Annotated in this window: 20 protein-coding genes; 9 read left to right on the top strand and 11 right to left on the bottom strand. The window is 63.2% G+C overall.

Annotated features, from left to right (window positions below; translation table 11 throughout):
- Positions 1-61: 61 nt before the first annotated feature.
- Positions 62-424, bottom strand: a complete 363-nt coding sequence (locus KUG43_RS07025; RefSeq protein WP_286194501.1) for a helix-turn-helix domain-containing protein — start codon at positions 422-424, stop codon at positions 62-64.
- 191 nt (positions 425-615) lie between these two features.
- Between KUG43_RS07025 and KUG43_RS07020 the strand changes: the two genes are divergently transcribed.
- A complete protein-coding gene (locus tag KUG43_RS07020) occupies positions 616-1,968 on the top strand; it encodes a glycosyltransferase family 4 protein (protein ID WP_216907508.1) in 1,353 nt (450 codons plus the stop codon).
- Positions 1,969-1,991: 23 nt separating this feature from the next.
- Here the strand turns inward: KUG43_RS07020 and KUG43_RS17275 are convergent, their stop codons facing one another.
- The 4 genes from KUG43_RS17275 to ndhC all read right to left on the bottom strand — a co-directional run bounded on the left by KUG43_RS17275 (position 1,992) and on the right by ndhC (position 5,195).
- The gene (locus KUG43_RS17275) at positions 1,992-3,353 is read right to left on the bottom strand and encodes a glycosyltransferase family 4 protein (protein WP_216907506.1); all 1,362 of its coding nucleotides are present in this window, start codon (positions 3,351-3,353) and stop codon (positions 1,992-1,994) included.
- Between the two features lie 172 nt (positions 3,354-3,525).
- Positions 3,526-4,083: an NAD(P)H-quinone oxidoreductase subunit J gene (locus tag KUG43_RS07010; RefSeq protein WP_216907504.1), complete on the bottom strand. Its 558-nt coding sequence runs from the start codon at positions 4,081-4,083 to the stop codon at positions 3,526-3,528.
- Positions 4,076-4,819, bottom strand: coding sequence for an NADH-quinone oxidoreductase subunit NuoB (gene nuoB / locus KUG43_RS07005; RefSeq protein ID WP_216907502.1), 744 nt, complete (start codon positions 4,817-4,819; stop codon positions 4,076-4,078). Before nuoB ends, KUG43_RS07010 begins: the two co-directional genes overlap by 8 nt.
- A 13-nt stretch (positions 4,820-4,832) precedes the next feature.
- On the bottom strand, positions 4,833-5,195 hold the full coding sequence (gene ndhC / locus KUG43_RS07000) for a photosynthetic/respiratory NAD(P)H-quinone oxidoreductase subunit C (protein ID WP_216907512.1): 363 nt from the start codon (positions 5,193-5,195) through the stop codon (positions 4,833-4,835).
- Positions 5,196-5,338: 143 nt separating this feature from the next.
- Here ndhC and KUG43_RS06995 point away from each other — a divergent pair, with 143 nt between their 5' ends.
- The 6 genes from KUG43_RS06995 to KUG43_RS06970 all read left to right on the top strand — a co-directional run bounded on the left by KUG43_RS06995 (position 5,339) and on the right by KUG43_RS06970 (position 7,563).
- A complete protein-coding gene (locus KUG43_RS06995) occupies positions 5,339-5,713 on the top strand; it encodes a rubredoxin (protein WP_216907500.1) in 375 nt (124 codons plus the stop codon).
- Positions 5,714-5,724: 11 nt separating this feature from the next.
- Positions 5,725-6,741 (top strand): photosynthesis system II assembly factor Ycf48, encoded by a 1,017-nt coding sequence (locus tag KUG43_RS06990; protein WP_216907498.1) that lies wholly within the window; start codon positions 5,725-5,727, stop codon positions 6,739-6,741.
- Positions 6,742-6,828: 87 nt separating this feature from the next.
- Complete coding sequence (gene psbE, locus KUG43_RS06985) at positions 6,829-7,083, top strand: cytochrome b559 subunit alpha (RefSeq protein WP_216907496.1); 255 nt, start codon at positions 6,829-6,831, stop codon at positions 7,081-7,083.
- Positions 7,080-7,217: a cytochrome b559 subunit beta gene (gene psbF, locus KUG43_RS06980; protein ID WP_015109701.1), complete on the top strand. Its 138-nt coding sequence runs from the start codon at positions 7,080-7,082 to the stop codon at positions 7,215-7,217. Before psbE ends, psbF begins: the two co-directional genes overlap by 4 nt.
- 7 nt (positions 7,218-7,224) lie before the next feature.
- The gene (psbL, locus tag KUG43_RS06975) at positions 7,225-7,344 is read left to right on the top strand and encodes a photosystem II reaction center protein PsbL (protein WP_015109702.1); all 120 of its coding nucleotides are present in this window, start codon (positions 7,225-7,227) and stop codon (positions 7,342-7,344) included.
- A gap of 18 nt (positions 7,345-7,362) precedes the next feature.
- Positions 7,363-7,563: a photosystem II reaction center protein J gene (locus KUG43_RS06970; protein ID WP_015109703.1), complete on the top strand. Its 201-nt coding sequence runs from the start codon at positions 7,363-7,365 to the stop codon at positions 7,561-7,563.
- Positions 7,564-7,658: 95 nt separating this feature from the next.
- Here KUG43_RS06970 and hisS read toward each other — a convergent pair whose 3' ends face one another.
- The 4 genes from hisS to KUG43_RS06950 are packed head-to-tail and all read right to left on the bottom strand — an operon-like array spanning position 7,659 to position 12,394.
- Complete coding sequence (gene hisS, locus KUG43_RS06965) at positions 7,659-8,969, bottom strand: histidine--tRNA ligase (RefSeq protein WP_216907494.1); 1,311 nt, start codon at positions 8,967-8,969, stop codon at positions 7,659-7,661.
- A 45-nt stretch (positions 8,970-9,014) separates the two neighbouring features.
- A complete protein-coding gene (locus tag KUG43_RS06960) occupies positions 9,015-10,043 on the bottom strand; it encodes an NAD-dependent epimerase (RefSeq protein ID WP_286194500.1) in 1,029 nt (342 codons plus the stop codon).
- Positions 10,040-10,981 (bottom strand): UDP-glucuronic acid decarboxylase family protein, encoded by a 942-nt coding sequence (locus KUG43_RS06955; RefSeq protein ID WP_216907492.1) that lies wholly within the window; start codon positions 10,979-10,981, stop codon positions 10,040-10,042. Before KUG43_RS06955 ends, KUG43_RS06960 begins: the two co-directional genes overlap by 4 nt.
- Positions 10,982-12,394, bottom strand: coding sequence for a nucleotide sugar dehydrogenase (locus KUG43_RS06950; RefSeq protein WP_216907490.1), 1,413 nt, complete (start codon positions 12,392-12,394; stop codon positions 10,982-10,984).
- 139 nt (positions 12,395-12,533) lie between these two features.
- On the opposite strand from KUG43_RS06950, the gene galE reads away from it, so the two are divergent.
- Complete coding sequence (gene galE / locus KUG43_RS06945; protein WP_216907488.1) at positions 12,534-13,670, top strand: UDP-glucose 4-epimerase GalE; 1,137 nt, start codon at positions 12,534-12,536, stop codon at positions 13,668-13,670.
- Here the strand turns inward: galE and KUG43_RS06940 are convergent.
- Together KUG43_RS06940 and KUG43_RS06935 are read right to left on the bottom strand one after the other, a co-directional pair.
- Positions 13,645-15,600 (bottom strand): hypothetical protein, encoded by a 1,956-nt coding sequence (locus KUG43_RS06940; protein WP_216907486.1) that lies wholly within the window; start codon positions 15,598-15,600, stop codon positions 13,645-13,647. The two genes, galE and KUG43_RS06940, sit on opposite strands and share 26 nt — an antisense overlap.
- Before the next feature lie 72 nt (positions 15,601-15,672).
- Positions 15,673-16,944 carry a tRNA nucleotidyltransferase/poly(A) polymerase family protein gene (locus tag KUG43_RS06935; RefSeq protein WP_216907484.1) on the bottom strand — a complete coding sequence of 424 codons (1,272 nt, stop codon included), beginning with the start codon at positions 16,942-16,944 and terminating at the stop codon, positions 15,673-15,675.
- 206 nt (positions 16,945-17,150) lie between these two features.
- Between KUG43_RS06935 and KUG43_RS06930 the strand changes: the two genes are divergently transcribed.
- A complete protein-coding gene (locus KUG43_RS06930; RefSeq protein ID WP_216907482.1) occupies positions 17,151-18,440 on the top strand; it encodes a rhamnan synthesis F family protein in 1,290 nt (429 codons plus the stop codon).
- Positions 18,441-18,466: the final 26 nt, after the last annotated feature.

The raw sequence follows: 18,466 nt of genomic DNA, 5'->3' as shown, positions 1-18,466 counted from the left end.
AACGATTGGCTACCTCAGCCCGATCGACTACGAGCAGCAGTCCATCAACACCCGTACACTCTCACCCGTGGAGCCCTGACACTTGTCCACCGAATCGAGGTAACCCCAGGAGGTCCTTCTGGTCGCTCATCGTCAGCAGCGGCTGGGCATTGGCATCCTGGGCGGCCTGGCGCCAGCGGTCCACCTGCTCGGGGAACAGCCCACGCTCGCGGCAGTAGGCGCCGAGTTCGGTGGCGTTGAGACCCGCGGTCTCCAGCACGACGGTGAACTTGTCGGAGGAGCCCCAACCCTCAGGATCCTTCTGGGTGGCCGGCACCACCTCCCCCTGCAGACGCCAGGCCTTGCGCCATTTATAGAGCGTGATCACGTGAATGCCCAGCTCCTGGGCGATCTCGGTGCAGCTCTGGCGGGAGGGAGGCCCCATCCGCCGGCGAACATCAGCCTTGACGGCCTCGCTGTAAGGACGCATCGATCGATTCCATCAAGCCCCCTGGTGGTTGAAATGGACGGACTGGAGAGGCGTCATCTTTCCTGGCAGAGGGGGGGCCGGCTCGATGGAAATGTCGAGCCCATAGGATCCTCGTTTGGACCAACGCAGTAGTAGCATTAGAAGCGATGAACATCCTAATTGCCACCCCCTATCTTCCCTACCCCCCAAATAGCGGCGGCAAAGCAGCACAATTTTCGATGCTTGAAGCCATTCCAGGACATTATAGCATCAGGCTAGTTTATAGAATGCAGACGAAAGATGACGTAGATTATGCAAAACAGCTCGAAGCTCGACTGTCGAATGTAAAAGTAATTCTATGCGATCAAGATAGATGCCACCGCCTAGAAAAGCAGTCCGAAGAGTCAACAAGCATTATACGCTATATCCTGCGCTTTCCTGCAAGGGTTGGCTGGAAGCTACTTTTCTCCTATGAGAGGCTGATACGCACAATTGCTCCCCTTCCAACTCAGCCTACCCTCCCCGAAAAGAGCAAGCCTGAGCAAATAGCTCTCCCGTTTCCTGCATTTTGTGAAGTCAGCAGTTCGGTCTTGAACTCAATCAGGGAAAATTTGGACTGGGCTGACCTTGTCCAGACAGACTTCATTGATTTACTGACGATTTCATCCCTCTCGCTACACTCAAAACCAAAGGTCTTTATAGTCCATCAAGTTCACAAAAGCTATGTAGACACTTTCTTTCAATCCCTTGGCTCGACCGGAAAGGATAATTTCCTTGTAGAATACCATTCTCAACTAACTCGCGTTGTAGAACGTGCTTTTCTTCAAGAATATGATGCCATCATTGTATTCAGCCAAGAGGATTCTGACGCGCTCAAGGCAATTGGCATAACCAAGCCTATCATCATCTCGCCCTATACATATCCACTTGATATCAATCCAGTCAATCCCCAAGAACTCACTCAAGGGGATTGGAAGAAGGAACTTGTGTTTATCGGCTCAGGTGAGCACGGCCCAAATGAAAAGGGTCTGGAATGGTTTTTAGATCATGTCTATCCAAAGCTGGATGCTAACCAGCCTAAAGACCGAAAACCTCCATTGTTGGTGGTTGGAGACTGGAGCCTAGAGCAGCGGCAGAAGTTTGAAATAAGTGGCGTAAGTTTTGTTGGATTCGTTGATGACCTTTCAGCAACCATCAGGGGAAGAGTCTGCATTTGTCCGATTCAGATAGGTGCTGGTCTACGCACAAAGCTGCTGGCCGCAGCAATCTGCGCATCTCCCATCGTCACCACCTCACTTGGCTGTCAGGGAATTGGGATGAAGCACGAAGTGCATTGCCTCATCGCCGATAGCGCTCGTGATTTCACTTCTCAACTCACACGGCTACTGAACAATATGGGAAGTCTTGGGTCGGAGCTGGCGGTCAATGCCAATAGCCTTGTGAGGAATAACTTCTCTCAAGAGGCAGGATCCAAGAAGAGGCTAGATCTTTATGAAAGCTTGGCAAAAAGAAGAGATTAACTCATGTCTGGAGTCTCATAATTTCAAGAGGTCTGCATCGTCTCTGCAGCGGAAACGATGTTGGAGGCAGCATCCAACCATGTATGTGGTTTGTAGTGTTTGAGGATGTGAGATTCTCGCACAGTCAACACGTCTTGATGAGTGAAGTAGAAAGCAAGACGCTCAACCCAAAGTGCTACATTCCAAGGATCCAGATATTCGCAAAACTCTCCACCAGCTTCTGGGATTGAAGCAGCATTAGAAGCTAAGCAAAACTTGCCATGGGTCAGACTTTCACTGACCGGTAATCCCCACCCTTCATAGACAGAAGGGAATACAGTGAAAAGACAGTGGCGATAAAGCAGAGATAGGTCGCCATCAGAAACATGCGAAAGAAATCTAATGTGCTTTGCCACACGCTTTGTTATTTTTATATCGGCAAGAAGATCATCAACACCCCATCCTGGCATGCCAACAAAAACCAGTAGCGGCAATTCAGAATGTTCTTGATCTATCAGCCTTTGATAAGCACGATAAAGTGTATCATGGCCCTTTCGACGCTCAATTGTCGAAACAAGCATAATGAACCTGCCGTGATCAATAACCTCTTTGGCAGCCGAAGAAGGCGACTGGTCAACGGAATGTGAAGGAAGGTCGGTTCCAAGGTAGAAAACCTCTGAATGAGTGGCAGGCTGCCCTGACTGGACAAGAAAGGAATCTAGATCGCTCTTGGTAGTCCTGGATATGCACATTATTTTATCAGCACTTCTTGCAAGGCTTAATATATAGCCTGGGAAGCGCTCAGCTACATGCTGAGTTGTCAAGCCAGGTGTCTTAATGGGAATCAGATCGTAGCAGCAAAGTAGGGATTTGAGGTCAAGGGAAGCCCTTAGTTTTTCAAAATAAGTCCAGTCTTTGTGTTCCCAGTCCATCCCAACCGAGATATAAACATCATCCTTATGAAATGGACAAACGAGATCTGGTTGGACCATTTCAGAATCAGTTGTTCTGGGCGAGCCCAGGAACTGCCTTAGAGTTCGAGCAGCTTTGGACCCCTGACTTACAAAATAGCCCTTGATCGAGTGGATGCCTTCGTAAGTGGCGATAACCAGGGTAACGACTGGAGCCTTGATAGCCTTGACGGTTCTATCGGCCAATGAGCGCAGCGGGGGCATTCGACGCATGCCCTGATCCTCAATTGACACATTCGCATCTGCCATCTGAACCGGTCCTTGTTCAGCGTCTTGCGATGATCCTATGAGATTTGCCAAAAATTCAAGTTTCTCAATAACTTCTTCCCTTCTGACAGGATAGTAGGCATTTCGAAACTTCGCAAATCGGCAGAACTGATAAAAACTGGGCTCTTTCTCAAGAAAGAAGCGTGCTACTTCAGTCTCAACACGCACAACCCCAACGGCAGGGCGGTGCCAGCAAAGGATCGTCGTAACGTCGAGCCAAATAGTCATTGGACTATATTTAACACATCTTCTGGATTGGAATAGCTGCGTAGAATAAAGACCATATTGGAAGTGAAGATATCAGTAGCACAAGGATGGGAATGCTTTTATCGTCAAAACCTCAATAAGCATCCTGCATCTCATAGAAATCCGGTTGCACATAATCCTTCCGCAGCGGATAACCCTTCCAGTCCTCCGGCATCAGCAGGCGCTTGGGATGGGGATGCCCCTCGTAAGTGATGCCGAACATGTCAAAGGTTTCGCGCTCCTGCCAGTCGGCACCGCGGAACAGGCCATAGAGGCTGGGGATCGTGAGCGCGCCTTCACGGGGCAGGAACACCTTCAGGCGCACTTCCTCTGGCCGCACGTCGGGCGGCAGGGGACCGTTGCCACCGGCCAGAGCCTCCAGTTGATCCAGCATCGCGGCCATCTTCACCAGGTGGTAGAAGCTCACCAGCCGCCCGCCCGGTCCCTCGTCATAGCCGCCCTGGCACTGCAGATAATCGAATCCGGCGGCCTTCAGGGCGGTGGCCACCAGGGGCAAAGCAGCGGGCTCCACCCCCAGCATCTCCACACCGTTATGGTCGGGGCCCAGCGCCGCGGCTTCGAAACCCTGGCCGCCCAACCAGGTGCCCACCGGACCGGTGGCAGGGGTCATGATCGAGGACTCCTCAGGCATCGGTGCTAGGGGCGGTGGTGGTGGCAGGAACGGTGGCAGCCATCGGCAGGCCGGCAGCGGCGGCGAGGGCCGCCTGTTGGGTTTCGGCCCGCAGGTAGGCACCGGTGACGATGGGCTCCATCCGCTTCATCTGGTGGGGGATGGTGCAGTAGCGGTGGGTGGGGCGCAGGTTGCCGCGTTCGGCGAAGGTTTCGTTACCCACCTTCTTGCGCAGCTTGATCACCGCATCAAAGATCGCTTCAGGCCGTGGTGGGCAACCCGGCAGGTAGAGATCAACGGGGATCAGCTTGTCGACACCGCGCACCGCTGTAGTCGAATCGGCGGAGAACATGCCGCCGGTGATCGTGCAGGCCCCCATGGCGATCACGTACTTCGGCTCCGGCATCTGCTCGTAGAGCCGCACCAGCGCCGGCCCCATCTTCATCGTGACGGTGCCGGCCACGATCAGCAGATCCGCCTGGCGGGGGCTGGAGCGGGGCACCAGGCCGAAACGGTCGAAGTCGAAACGGGAACCGATCAGGGCCGCGAACTCGATGAAGCAGCAGGCCGTGCCGTAGAGCAGCGGCCAGAGGCTGCTGAGCCGGGCCCAGTTGTGCAGGTCGTCGAGGCTGGTGAGAATGATGTTCTCGGACAGGTCGGCGGTGACACCGGGGGCGCCCACGGGGCCGCAGCTGGCTTCACGCAGATCGCGCAGTGCATCGACCGAGAGGGATCCTGCAGGGGAGGTGAGGGTCATGGTGGGGGTGTGATCAGCTCCACTCGAGGGCGCCCTTGCGCCAGGCGTACGCCAGGGCCAGCACCAGGATGGAGATGAAGATCAGGGCCTCGATGAAGGCCAGCAGACCCAGCCGGTGGAAGGCCACCGCCCAGGGGTAAAGGAACACGGTCTCGACATCGAAGATGACGAAGACCAGCGCAAACATGTAGTAGCGGATGTTGAACTGGATCCAGGCGCCGCCGATCGGCTCCATCCCCGATTCATAGGTGAGCTGGCGCTCCCCCTGGCGGCTCTTGGGGGCCAGCACCTTATTGGCCACCAGCGCCAGCACCGGGACCGCCGCCGAAATCAGCAGGAAGCCCAGAAAGGCGTCGTAGCCGGAGAGCACGAACATCGGCAGACCCAACCTGCCGCGCATTCTGCCACCTGCCTCAGGGTTCGGCGGTCGTGGCGACGACCGCTGGCGCAGGCCGTGCGGGGGGACCGCGGGGGCTGGAGCCACCCTCGATAGAGTCCTCAGGTACGGCCAGGCATGGGATGAGCACGGAACCGCCCACGGAGATGCCGATCGAGGCGCCTGAAGCCGTCGTCGACGACCCCGCCGGCCACCGCTTCGAGTGCCGCAGCTGCGGCTTCGTCTACGACCCGGGTGAAGGGGTCAAGAAGCTGGCGATTCCCGCCGGCACCTCCTTCCTCGACCTCGACCCCGTGGGCTTCCGCTGCCCCGTCTGCCGCAGCAGGGTGGGCGCCTTCAAGGACATCGGCCCTCGCAACAAGCCCAGCGGCTTCGAGGAGAACCTCAACTTCGGCCTGGGGGTGAACCGCCTCACCCCCGGCCAGAAGAACGTGCTGATCTTCGGCGGTTTCGCCCTGGCGTTCGCCTTCTTCCTCTCCCTTTACTCCCTGCGTTGATGCCAGTGCTGATGGCCTTCCTCCGCCCGCTGCGGCCCCTGCTCTCCCTGACGTTCTCGCTGGTGCTCGCCTTCGGTCTGACGGGCTGCGTCACCACGGGCCTGCCCACGGCGGCCGCCAGCCCCTGGCAGTCAGTTCCCCTGGACACCCGCTCCAACCCCCTCGACGTCGCCTTCACCAACGCCGACCACGGCTTCCTGGTGGGCAGCAACCGGTTGATCATGGAAACCGACGACGGCGGTGCCAGCTGGCAGGAGCGGGCCCTCGATCTGCCCGAGGAGGAGAACTTCCGCCTGATCAGCATCGATTTCAGGGGCGATGAGGGCTGGATCGTGGGCCAGCCGGGCCTGCTGCTGCACAGTGACGATGCCGGCAAGAGCTGGAGCCGGCTGCTGCTCGACACCAAGCTCCCGGGTGAGCCGTACCTGGTCACGGCCCAGGGGCCGAAAAGCGCCGAGCTGGCCACCAACGTGGGCGCCGTGTACCGCACCAGCGATGCCGGCTCCAGCTGGCAGGCCCTGGTGGGTGACGCCGCCGGCGCCATCCGTGACCTGCGCCGCAGCCCCGAGGGCGACTACGTGAGCGTCAGCAGCCTGGGGAACTTCTTCGCCACCTGGGAACCGGGCCAGCCCGCCTGGCAGGTGCATCAGCGCGTCAGCAGCCAGCGGCTGCAGTCGATGGGCTTCCAGCCCGACGGCCATCTCTGGATGGTGGCCCGGGGTGCCCAGCTGCGCTTCGACGGTGACCCCAGCACCGCCGAGACCACCGAGAGCGGCGACTGGAGCAAACCCGTGATCCCGATCACCAACGGCTACGGCTACCTCGACATGGCCTGGGATCCCCGCGGCGCCATCTGGACCGGCGGCGGCAACGGCACCCTGCTGGTGAGCAACGATTCCGGCGCCAGCTGGCAGCGGGATCCGGTGGGCAGCGAACAGCCCACCAACTTCTCGCGGATCGTCTTCGCCCCCGGCGGCAAGGGCTTCGTCCTGGGCGAGCGGGGCGTGCTGCTGCGCTGGGTCGGCTGAACTGCGTCCCTCTGTAACCAACCCCCCGCCCCGCCGTCGGTGCCCCCCGGTCGACCCCTAGGATCTTCGGGCTGAACGCTTGTTGCTATGGCTGCCGGCTCCACAGGGGAACGTCCGTTCTTCGAGATCATCACAAGCATCCGCTACTGGGTCATCCATGCGGTGACACTGCCGGCCATCTTCCTGGCGGGCTTCATGTTCGTGTCCACCGGCCTGGCCTACGACGCCTTCGGCACGCCCCGTCCGGATGCCTACTTCCAGGCCCAGGAAACCAAGGCTCCCGTTGTGAGCCAGCGTTACGAGGGCAAGAGCAGCCTTGATCTGCGCCTCCAGGAACCATGACCCAGTCCACCGCTCCCACCACGCCGCGCAACTATCCGATCTTCACGGTGCGTTGGCTGTCCGTCCATGCCCTCGGCATCCCCACGGTTTTCTTCCTGGGTGCCCTGGCCGCCATGCAGTTCGTCCGTCGCTGAGACATCCATGCAGCGCAATCCCAACCCCAACAACCTGCCGGTCGAACTGAACCGCACCAGCCTCTACCTGGGCCTGCTGTTCGTGTTCGTCATCGGCATCCTCTTCTCCAGCTACTTCTTCAACTGATCGGGAGGCACCCCATCCATGAGCGGCAAGAAATCCTCACTTCCTGACGGCCGTATTCCCGACCGCCTTCCCGATGGCCGACCGGCCGTGGCCTGGAAGAGCCGTTGGACCGAAGGGGTTCTGCCCCTCTGGATGGTCGCCACCGCCGGCGGCATGGCCGTCATCTTCGTGGTCGGCCTGTTCTTCTACGGCTCCTATGTGGGCGTCGGTTCGGCCTGATCCAGCCCAGCGACGAGAATCATCAGATTGTTGGACGCTCCAAGTAACAGGAGCGTCCTTTTTTTATGGCGCCCTATTCTCGCGCCGGTCTCCCCTCAGGTGTTGAGCTGATCGAGGCTGAGCGCCAGGAAGTCTGTCTCGCTCATGTGGCGATCCGTCTGTCCTGCCCCAACCTCGGCTGGCCGGGCCACCAGGGGCATCAGCCGCACGCTGCCATTGGCCGCCTCCTCATCCCCCAGCAGCAGCGCCCAGCGGGCCCCACTGCGGCGGGCCCGCTTCAGCTGTTTGTCAAAGCCTGCGCCCGAGAGATCCACCTGAACGGCCAGCGGCTCCCCGGGCCGATGGCGACAGTGGCGGGCCAACCGCATGGCATAGGCCTCGCCCGCCACCCCCCGGCTCACCACGTACAAGTCGGGCGTCGCGACTGGCCGCTGTTCTGCTCCCTCGTCCTGCAGGGCCTGGCTGAGCAGCAGCACCAGCCGCTCCATGCCCAGGGCCCAACCGACGGCAGGCGTGGGGGGACCGCCCAGCTGCTCCACCAGGCCGTCGTAGCGACCGCCGCCGCAGACGGTGGCCTGGGCCCCCAGCTGGCTGCTGGTGATCTCGAAGGCGGTATGGCCGTAGTAGTCGAGGCCGCGCACCAGGCGGGGATTGAGCCGGAAGGGGATGGCGAGGGCCTCGAGGCCCTGCCGCACCCGCAGGAAGCGCTCACGGCTCTCGTCACCGAGGGCGTTGGCCAGGGTGGGGGCCCCGGCCAGCAAGGCCTGGGTCTGGGGGTTCTTGGAATCGAGCACCCGCAGGGGGTTGGTGCTGATGCGCTGCTGGGAGTCGGGATCCAGATCCTGGCGATGGGCCTCCAGCCAGGCCACCAGATCGCTGCGGTAGCGCAGGCGGTCGTCGGAACTGCCCAGGGAGTTGAGCTCCAACGACAGACCTCCCACCCCAAGATCCATCAGCAGATCCCAGGCGATGGCGATGGCCTCCACATCGCTGCGCGGATCGGCGTGACCGAGAAACTCCAGACCGATCTGGTGAAACTGCCTCTGGCGGCCGGCCTGGGGCCGCTCGTAGCGGAACATCGGGCCGCCGTACCAGAGCCGCTGGGGCCCCTGGGCCACCAGGCCATGCTGGATGGCGGCCCGCACCACCGAGGCGGTGCCCTCCGGCCGCAGGGTGCAGTGGCGCTCGCCCCGATCCTCGAAGCTGTACATCTCCTTGCCGACCACGTCCGTGGCCTCACCGATGCCCCGGGCGAACAGCTCGGTCACCTCCAGCAGCGGCGTGCGGATCTCCTCAACAGCGGCCCGCCGGAAGTGGTCCCGGGCGGTGGCTTCGATCCGCTGCCAGAAGGGGGTCTGACCGGGCAGCAGGTCGACCATGCCCCGCAGGCTCTGGAGCGGTTTCAAGACGGTGCGGATCGGCAGCGATTCATTGTGCCCGAAGGGGTCGGCTCAGCCGCCGTGGAACTGCTTGAACCAGGCGGCGAAACGCTCGATCCCCGCCTCGATCGGGGTGGAAGGGCGGAACCCCACCCAGGCCGCCAGGGCCGTGGTGTCGGCCGCGGTGGCCGGGACGTCGCCTGGCTGCATGGGCTGCAGATCCATGATCGCGGGGCGTCCGAGGGCCCGCTCCAGCAGGGCGATGAACTGCAGCAGGGGCACCGGCTGGGCATTGCCGATGTTGAAGATCCGGTGCGGGGCGGCAGCCGTGGCCGGGTTGGGATGCAGCGGATCGAAGTCAGGATCCGCCGTGGCGGGCTTGTCGAGGCAGCGGATCACCCCTTCGACAATGTCATCGATGTAAGTGAAATCCCTTTCCATGCGGCCGTGATTGAACACCCGGATCGGGTCGCCGGCCAGGATCGCCTTGGCAAACAGCATCGGCGCCATGTCGGGCCGCCCCCAGGGGCCGTAAACGGTGAAGAAGCGCAGCCCGGTGGCCGGCAGCCCATAGAGATGGCTGTAGGTGTGGGCCATCAGCTCGTTGGCCTTCTTGGTAGCCGCGTACAGGCTGACCGGATGGTTGACCGGATCCTGCTCACAGAAAGGCATGTGGCGGTTGCCGCCGTAAATCGAACTGCTCGATGCGTACACCAGGTGATCCACGGCCCCATGGCGGCAGGCCTCGAGGATCGTGGCAAAGCCCACCAGGTTGCTCTGGATGTAAAGCGATGGGTTGTCGATCGAGTGGCGCACACCGGCCTGGGCGGCCAGATGCAAGACCCGGGCGGGCCGCTCGGCGGCGAACAGGGCCGCGACCCCTTCAGCGTCCACCAGGTCGAGCTGGTGGAAGCGGAAGGCCCCTGGTGGGGCCAGAGCCTCAAGCCGCTCCAGTCGCGCCCGCTTCAGGGCCGGGTCGTAATAGGCGTTGAGATTGTCGAGCCCGATCACCCGATCGCCACGGACCAGGAGCGACTCGGCCACAGCCCCTCCGATGAAGCCGGCAACCCCGGTGACGAGGATCGGTGCCTTCGCCGTCAACGACCGTCCCGCAAGCGTTCCCGGAAATAGGAGATGGTGGGCTCCAGTCCCTCGTCCAGGCTCACCTTCGGCTCCCAGCCCAGCAGGTCCCGGGCCAGATCGATCACGGGCTGACGCTGCAAGGGATCGTCCTGGGGCAACGGCTGGGTGGTGAGCTCCAGACCGGGCTGAATTCTGTCCCGCACCCGTTCGGCCAACTGGCGGATGGTGAACTCACCGGGATTGCCGATGTTGATCGGGCCGGTGTGATCGCCGTTCATCAGCCGGATCATGCCCTCAATCAGATCATCCACGTAGCAGAAGGAACGGGTCTGGCTGCCGTCGCCATAGAGGGTGAGGGAATGACCCTGCAAGGCCTGGACGATGAAGTTGCTCACCACCCGGCCGTCGTCGGGGAGCATGCGGGGGCCGTAGGTGTTGAAGATGCGCATGACACGGATTTCGGTTCCGTGCATGCGCTGGTAATCGAAACAGAGTGTCTCGGCGATGCGCTTGCCTTCGTCGTAGCAGGAGCGGATGCCGATGGTGTTGACGCAACCCCGGTAGCTCTCGGGCTGGGGGTGCACCTCCGGATCGCCATACACCTCACTGGTGCTGGCCAGCAGCAACCGGGCCCCGACACGGCGCGCCAGCCCGAGCATGTTGTAGGTACCCAGGAAGCTGGTCTTGGCCGTCTTGATCGGATTCGACTGATAGTGCACCGGCGAGGCCGGGCAAGCGAGATGCCAGATCCGGTCGACTTCCAGCCGGATCGGCTCGGTGACGTCGTGGCGAATCAGTTCGAAGTTGGGGTGGCCCAACCAGTGGCGGATGTTGTCTTTGCGGCCGGTGTAGAAGTTGTCGAGGCAAATCACCTCCTCCCCGGCCTCCATGAGCCGGTCGACCAGGTGGGAGCCAAGGAAACCGGCCCCGCCGGTGATCAGATTGCGGCGTGTCACTCAGCCCTCACCCACCCGCCAGACGTTAAGCCCCGCCGTGCGGGCGGCGGCGGCATCGGCAATGGCCCTGGCGTCAAACAGCCAGGCCGGGCGACGCATCACCGCCGCGATGGCACCCCAGTCGAGGCTGGCGTAGTCGCGCCACTCGGTGAGGATCAGCACGGCGTCGGCGCCGGTGGCTGCCTCCAGGGGCGAAGACGCGGCCTGCCAGCCGCCATCGGCATCTGAGGGGGGCTGGCCCAGGTCAGCGCCGATCTGGGCGGGCGACACCTTGGGATCCACGATCACCAACCGGGCCCCCTCCTCGATCAGGTTCTGGCAGATGCGGATGGCGGGGGCCTCCCGGGTGTCGTTGGTGTCCGCCTTGAAGGCAAACCCAAGCAACGCCAGCCGCTTGCCGGTGACCGTGCCGAACAACCGTTGCACCACCATCCGGGCGATGCGGTCCTGCTGCCAGGTGTTCAGCGTCACCACCTGCTCCCAGTAGCCCGCCTCCTCGTCGAGACCGTAGTGGCGGCAGAGATAAACCAGGTTCAGGATGTCCTTCTGGAAGCAGCTGCCACCAAATCCGGGCCCGGCCTGCAGGAACTTCGCTCCGATCCTGGAATCGGTGCCGATCGCGCGCCCCACCTCGCGAACATCCGCCCCGGTGGCTTCGCACAGGGCGGCGATGCTGTTGATCGAGGAGATCCTCTGGGCCAGGAAGGCGTTGGCCGTGAGCTTGGAGAGCTCGCTGCTCCAGAGGTTGGTCCGCAGGATCCGCTCCTGGGGCACCCAGGTGGCGTAGATCCCGGCCAGGGATTCGATCGCCGCAGGATCCTCACCGCCGATCAGCACCCGGTCGGGGGCCTCGAGATCGCCGATCGCCGTGCCCTCGGCCAGGAACTCGGGATTGGAGAGGACGGCGAAGGTCTTGGCTTGCCTGCGATCGCCCTCCGGGCGGTTCTGCTGGGCGGCCCCCAGGATCGCCTTCACGGTCTCGGCGGTGCGCACCGGCAGGGTGCTTTTCTCCACCACGATCGTGTGGCCCCTGGCGGAGGCGGCCACCTGGCGGGCCGATACCTCGATCCAGCGGAGGTCGCTGGCCTGCCCGGCGCCCACACCCCTGGTCTTGGTGGGGGTGTTCACCGAGAGGAACACCATGTCGGCGGCGGCAATGGCCGCATCCACCTCGGTGGTGAAGTGGAGGTTGCGCCCCCTGGCCCTGCCCACCACCGCGTCCAGCCCGGGTTCGTACACCGGCAGGCACCCCAGATCCGGATCGTTCCAGGCCGCGATCCGCTCGGCATTGAGATCGACCACGGTGACCTGAATCCCCGGGCATCGATCGGCGATCACCGCCATCGTGGGCCCCCCCACATAGCCCGCGCCGATGCAACAGATGGTGCGAATCGGCGAAGGGGCCGGATCCATAGGGGATGACAATGCTGCGGGGACACTACTTCCATCGCCAGGCTTTGGCTGTGGACTGGTGTTGGGCTGGGAGAAACCCGACGGGTGGGAAGGTTAAGGACAGGTAAGTTGTGTTCGACAGCCTGAGGGGGGCCGTTCCTTGACCAAGGTCCTGCTCACGGGAGGAGCCGGATTCATCGGCAGCCACACCTGCCTGGCCCTGCTGGAATCCGGCCATCAGGTGGTCGTGATCGACGACTTCAGCAACGGCAGTGCCGAAGCTCTGGGCCGCGTGGCCGAATTGGCGGGACTTGGGCCCTGGCGACAGACCTCGGCGGAACGCTGGTCAGGGGCGGAGCCTGGGGGCAGCCGTCTCACCCTGTTCCGGGGTGATGTGCGCTCTTCTACGGATCTCGATCGAGCCTTCGAAGCCGCGGACCTTGGCGGAGGCATCAGCGCCGTGCTCCACTTCGCCGGCCTCAAGGCCGTGGGCGAATCGATGGCCCAGCCGCTGCGCTACTGGGACGTGAACGTCACCGGCACGGTGAGGTTGCTGGAGGCGATGGGCCGCCATGGTTGCCAGACGCTCGTCTTCAGCAGCAGCGCCACCCTTTACGGCACCACTGACACGGTGCCGATCCCCGAGACAGCCCCCCTGCAACCGATCAATCCCTACGGCTACACCAAGGCCGCCGTCGAGAGGATGCTCACGGACGTGGCTGCCAGCGCCCCGGGGTGGCGCATCGCCCTGCTGCGTTACTTCAATCCCGTGGGCGCCCACCCCAGCGGACGCATCGGCGAAGACCCCAACGGCCGGCCCAACAATCTGTTTCCTTTCCTTTGTCAGGTGGCGAGTGGGCGCCGGCAGCACCTGGAGGTGTTCGGCGGCGACTGGCCCACAGGCGATGGCACCGGCGTCCGGGACTACCTGCACGTGATGGACCTGGCCGAAGGCCATGGCCGGGCCCTTGACGTGCTCCAGGCGGAACCGCCCCAGCTGCTCACCCTCAACCTGGGCAGCGGCCAGGGCCATTCGGTGCTCGAGCTGTTGCGGACCTTCGAAACCACCAACGGCCTGACGCTGCCTTACACCGTGGTGGAACGCCGGCCTGGTGATTCCGCCGTGAGTGTGGCCGATCCCAGCCAGGCGGAACGTCGCATGGGCTGGCGGACCCGGCGCTCCCTGGCGGAGATCTGCCGCGATGGCTGGGCCTGGCAGAGCGCCAATCCCCAGGGCTACAGCACCAACAAGCCGCAGCACACACCTGAACTCATCGGGACGCAGCACGGGTCCTGAGGTAGATCCTCATCCCATGCTCGCGCCGGACCAGCCGAAAACCCACCCGTTGCAGCTGGGCCGTGGTGAGGCTGTTGAGCGAAAGATCGGCGTAGCTGCTGACCAGATTCGGCTGCCAGTGGTTGCTGGCCCGGCCGATCCTGCTGTCATACGGCACATAGGCCTCGCGCAGCACGACCAGATCAACACGGTTCCGATCCAGCCAGGCTCCCAGAGCGGCGGACGAACCCAGGGCACGACGCAGGCCCGGATACTGCCCCGACTCCACCGTGGACGCCGCCAGCTTGGTGATGTCCCTGGCCGCCACAGGAGCCAGGCACTGGCGTTTGCCCACCACAGCACCAACGTAGGGATCGCTCAACAGCGCCCGGCCCTTCAACAACGGATCGCGATCACACAGCTCATCCAAAGGTCTGAGGATCGGTTCGATCGTGGCGCCGTCCGCCGGCCGCACCTCCTCCAGGGGGGTGAGCAGATGGGGCACCTTGGAAACAAAGACATTGGGTCGGCCCCCCACATCCAGCGGGAACGCCAGCACGGCGATCAGGCCTGCGATGGTGGCGACCAAGCCTCGGCGCATCCACGAGGGCGCCCCTTGCATGCTCAGCCTCCACCTTCGGTCAAGAGCCCAGGCCATCGCGGGAATGCTGATCCAGAACAGGCAGGTCCAGACCAGCCGGTAGGCGCTGTCCGGCTCGATCAGCTTGAAGACCAGATCGCTGACGAAGGGGGCCCACCACTCCAGCAGCACCAGCGGCGCCAAAAGGGCCAGGGCCAGCACCGCGCCGGGGGGTTGCCGCCAGCTCCGCCAAAGGCCGAGGCACACCCCCGAAAACCCCAGGGCGACCAGAAAGACCGGCTCCCAGGTGGCCACCGGCAGGCTGGGCCAGAAATAGAAGAAGCGATGGCCCAGAAGCCGGTAGTCGTGAACGAAGCGCATGGCCTCCGGCCAGGCGTAGAACGACGCAAGCTTTGGGTGCCAGGGCAGCCGGTTGAGGGCCAGGAGCAGTAAACCGGCCCCAACGACTCCGATCACTCGGCGCTGCCGTGAGGGCCAGAGCACCAGGCTGGCGGCGCAGGCCACGATCAACAGATTGACCGTGAGAAAGGCCGTGACGCCATGGGCGTGATAGGCGAAGTACCCGGAAACCAGCAGCACGGCCGTCGCCTGCCCCACCCGGCGCGTCCCCGGCCAACCAGGCCTCTGCAGTAACCCCAAAAGCGGTGTGGCGCCAGCCATCACCAGGGCCAGTCCCGGGAGGGTGCCGTTAAGGGCAATCTGATGGAAAAAGGAAAAGTTCTGGTGCCCCATGCCCAGCAGAAACAGCAAAGCCGTGAGCCAGCAGAGGGCCACCTTGCCGGTGAGCCGCAGGCTGAGCTGGCAGCTGGCGAGCAGCACCAGAAAGGTGTTCAGTGCCGCCAGCAGACTGGCCCGCCACGGCTCAAGTGCTTCTGGAAATCCGAACAGGAAGCTGGCCGCCGTGAAGAACCAGTTGGCTGGTGCGCTGTAGCGGAACGGATCGAGTTGCACCGTCTCGAGCAGATCGCTGCCGAAATAGGTGGCGTAGTAGACGAACCCATCGGAGGGAAATTCCAGAATCACCCCGCGCCAGCCCAGGGCCACCGCGCACACAAGGGCAGGCGCCAGGACCGCCAGCAGCGGCCGCCGCAGGGCCCGATCCGCCAGCCGCTCGCGCCAACGGCGCGGCCGGACAACCAACGCCGCCGCCACCAGGAGCACGTCCAGGCCCACCATCAGCCCATAGGCCTGCCGCAGGCCTGGTCCCCCCGGCAGCAGGGACAGCCAGCCGATGGCACCCCAGGAGCCCACGCCCAGAACAAGGATCTGCCAGGTGGGTCGCCGCCAGCGCCATCCCCACAGCAGCGGCGCCGCGATGGCCAGCAGCAGCGGAGTCAAGGGAACGGTCAACGCAGGCATTCGGCACAGGGGGAGCCGCTGGCTCGAGACCCTAGGGGACCTTTGCCCACCCGCTGCAACCGTTCAGAGCCGCTCCAGTTGCAATCGCTCACCCCGCAGTTGGCGCAGGCGCTCCCCGAGGGCCGGTCCGGGCTTCAGGCCAGCGGCGATCAGGTCGGCCGCCGCCACCGGTGAGGCCAGATGGCGCCAGCGGCACCACCAGCGCAGCAGGGGGCGCCGGGGGAGCACTCCGCTCACCAGCGCCAGGGCGACGGCCTCGGGGGACCAGCCCGGCTGCTCCAGAAAGGTGCTCCAGGCCAGCGCCGTGCAGGGCGGGGACTCGCAGTGGCGCCAGGCCTGGCGCAGCAGAGCCAGCTGCGCCAGCAGCCGCTGCTGCCCGTGGGGCAACTGCAGCCGCATCGCCACGGCTGAGGCCGTCTCGCCGACGGCCAGCAGGGCCGCCAGAAGCGGCAAGCCGCTGCGCCGAGCCCAGCGCAGGCGGCGGCGCCAGGTGACGTCGGCCTGCAGGGCCGGATCCACCAGCACCAGGGCACCCCAGGACTGCAGGCAGGTCAGGGCCTCTTCCCAGGGTTCCCGATCCAGCAGCAATTCCAGCTCCATCCGCAGGCGGGTGCCCAGCGCGGGGGGCATCCGGCCTGCCTCCGCAGCGGAATCGAGCGTCCCCCAAGGCCAGCGGGCCAGGGTGGAGTGCAGCTGATCCAGGCTGGCAGGCGCCAGGGTGAACCCCAGCCGGGCGGCGTAGCGGGCGGCCCGCACGATCCGGGTGGGGTCGTCTTCCAGGCTTCGGTCATGCAGAAGACGCAACTGCCGCCGGGCCAGATCGCCGCCACCACCGTGGGGATCCAGCAGGCGCAAGCCCGGCCCGGGGACAGCGAACACCAAGGCCATGGCATTGATGCTGAAGTCCCTGCGGGCGAGATCATCCTCCAGGGAGCCGTAGGAGACGACGGGGTTCTCCCCAGGAGCCGGGTAGATCTCGCTGCGGGCCGAGGCCAGATCCAGCCGGATCCCGTCGAGCTCCAGTTCGACGGTGCCGAAGGCGGGATGGAACTGGCAGTAGCCCACCGCCGCGGCAGGGGCCTCCCGCAGCAGCGTCTCGGCCAGACGATGGGCCGCGGGCTGCGGATCAGCCACGTCAGCCTGCGGAGCGAGCTCCACCACAAGGTCGAGGTCGGGAAGGCCCCGGAGGGGATCGAGGTGCACCCGATGCAGCATCAGATCCCGCACGGCGCCACCCACAACCGCCAGCACCGCGCAGTCGCTCGACCGATGGAACGCGGCCAGCAGACGGGGAGGCAGGCTGAGATCCTGGGGGTCGATCACGCAGACCGTCATCGCGGCAGGCCCATGGAACGGTGTCCAGAAGGCGCACGGTACACTCGGCCGATCGGCATCGCGCCTGATGGCGATAGGGGAATCATGCTGACCTTGCAGCACTGATTTTGCAGCTCTGACCTTGCAGCCCTGATGCTCAATGATTGATGCCCACCACCTGAGCCGGAGCCTGGGGAATCAGGCCCACGCCGCAAGGGTCGCATCGAATGACTGACAGCTTCAAGAAGGTCCTCAAGGCCCCCCTGGGTCTGTGGAAGAAGATCAAGATCAAGACCTTCATCCTTGGCAACTATCTTCAGGCCCAGATCGATTATTGGATCGGTCCGGATGGCGTGCGAAGCACCCCCCAAAAGCGCCTCCAGCCCATCGGTCGTCAAACCGACGCGCGGAGCGCTGGAAGCTCCGGCCCATCCAGCGGCACCCCGGAGAGAATCGCTCTGTTCATTGCCTACGCCAGAAGGCTGACGAACTCCAACAGGGCTTACATCGAGACGCTCAAAGCGGCGGGCTTTGCGGTTGTTTACATCAACAACGATCACACCGACCCTGAGGATGTCGCCCTCCTGGATGATCTGTGCTGGCGCGTGTTTGATCGGCGCAACATCGGCCGTGATTTCGGTGGCTTCCGGGATGGGGTGCTACTGCTTCATGGCGAAGGTCATCTGGAGCGCTGCCAGTTGCTCTGCATTGCCAATGACTCGATGCAGTTCATCCCGGGCCGCAACGCTCAGGCTCTCGTTTCTTCTCTGAATGCCTTCGCCAGCTCAGGGAAACAGGCATTGTTCAGCCACATCAGCCATCAGATCCAGACCCACTACCAATCCTATTTTCAGGTTCTCAAGCCAGAGATTTTCCGCTCCAGATGGTTTCTGCAGTTCTGGAAGGAATACAGGCCCCTCTCCCACCGCGGCCATTGCATCTACAATGGAGAGATTGCACTCTCCCAAACTGTTTATCGGCGCTTTTCCGCCGTTGAAACCCTCTACACGAGCGATAAGCTCCAGGAAGCGCTCGAGAACTACTTTCGCGACGAAGGTGGTGTGCCCGCCGAAGAAGTCCTCAGGCTCATGCCTTCCCCGGCGCGCACCTCCCAGCGACGCAAGATCGGCTATTCCCTGCAGCAACTGATGCTGCTCAGTGATCATCACGAGAAACTCACAGGAGCTCAGCTTTACAGCGTCGCCGACCTGATCGAAAACGGGAACCCGAGCCACCTCGCCGCTTTCCTCTACCCGGTCTATCTTCACTGCCCATTCGTGAAGCATGATCTCTGCACTGCCGGCAGTTACACCATGGCCCAGGCCATCAGCCTGTTCCGCGAAGTGGTCCGCCAGTCCCTTGGAGACGGGGAAAGCGCTCAGGTCGGGAGTCTGGTTGATGAGTTCAGGAATCTCATGTACAGCCGAGGCGTACCCCTCAGCTATGACAACCGGCTGCGTGAAGCCGCCGTCAAGGGGATCACAGGCACCTTCATCTATCCCTCCACCTATGAATGATGACGGCCTGCATCGCGGGGCCATGA

This window comes from Synechococcus sp. CCY 0621 (assembly GCF_019038465.1).
GTDB lineage: Bacteria > Cyanobacteriota > Cyanobacteriia > PCC-6307 > Cyanobiaceae > Cyanobium.
The sequence above is the reverse complement of the archived record's forward strand: the minus strand, read 5'-3'. Positions and strand labels throughout refer to the sequence as shown.

Excerpts from the sequence above, each read along its gene's own strand:
- KUG43_RS07025 (WP_286194501.1), bottom strand. The coding sequence starts at position 424 with ATGGGGCCTCCCTCCCGCCAGAGCTGCACCGAGATCGCCCAGGAGCTG.
- KUG43_RS07020 (WP_216907508.1), top strand. The coding sequence starts at position 616 with ATGAACATCCTAATTGCCACCCCCTATCTTCCCTACCCCCCAAATAGC.
- KUG43_RS07010 (WP_216907504.1), bottom strand. The coding sequence starts at position 4,083 with ATGCCTGAGGAGTCCTCGATCATGACCCCTGCCACCGGTCCGGTGGGC.
- nuoB (WP_216907502.1), bottom strand. The coding sequence starts at position 4,819 with ATGACCCTCACCTCCCCTGCAGGATCCCTCTCGGTCGATGCACTGCGC.
- ndhC (WP_216907512.1), bottom strand. The coding sequence starts at position 5,195 with ATGTTCGTGCTCTCCGGCTACGACGCCTTTCTGGGCTTCCTGCTGATT.
- KUG43_RS06995 (WP_216907500.1), top strand. The coding sequence starts at position 5,339 with ATGAGCACGGAACCGCCCACGGAGATGCCGATCGAGGCGCCTGAAGCC.
- KUG43_RS06990 (WP_216907498.1), top strand. The coding sequence starts at position 5,725 with ATGGCCTTCCTCCGCCCGCTGCGGCCCCTGCTCTCCCTGACGTTCTCG.
- psbE (WP_216907496.1), top strand. The coding sequence starts at position 6,829 with ATGGCTGCCGGCTCCACAGGGGAACGTCCGTTCTTCGAGATCATCACA.
- psbF (WP_015109701.1), top strand. The coding sequence starts at position 7,080 with ATGACCCAGTCCACCGCTCCCACCACGCCGCGCAACTATCCGATCTTC.
- psbL (WP_015109702.1), top strand. The coding sequence starts at position 7,225 with ATGCAGCGCAATCCCAACCCCAACAACCTGCCGGTCGAACTGAACCGC.
- KUG43_RS06970 (WP_015109703.1), top strand. The coding sequence starts at position 7,363 with ATGAGCGGCAAGAAATCCTCACTTCCTGACGGCCGTATTCCCGACCGC.
- KUG43_RS06950 (WP_216907490.1), bottom strand. The coding sequence starts at position 12,394 with ATGGATCCGGCCCCTTCGCCGATTCGCACCATCTGTTGCATCGGCGCG.
- KUG43_RS06935 (WP_216907484.1), bottom strand. The coding sequence starts at position 16,944 with ATGACGGTCTGCGTGATCGACCCCCAGGATCTCAGCCTGCCTCCCCGT.
- KUG43_RS06930 (WP_216907482.1), top strand. The coding sequence starts at position 17,151 with ATGACTGACAGCTTCAAGAAGGTCCTCAAGGCCCCCCTGGGTCTGTGG.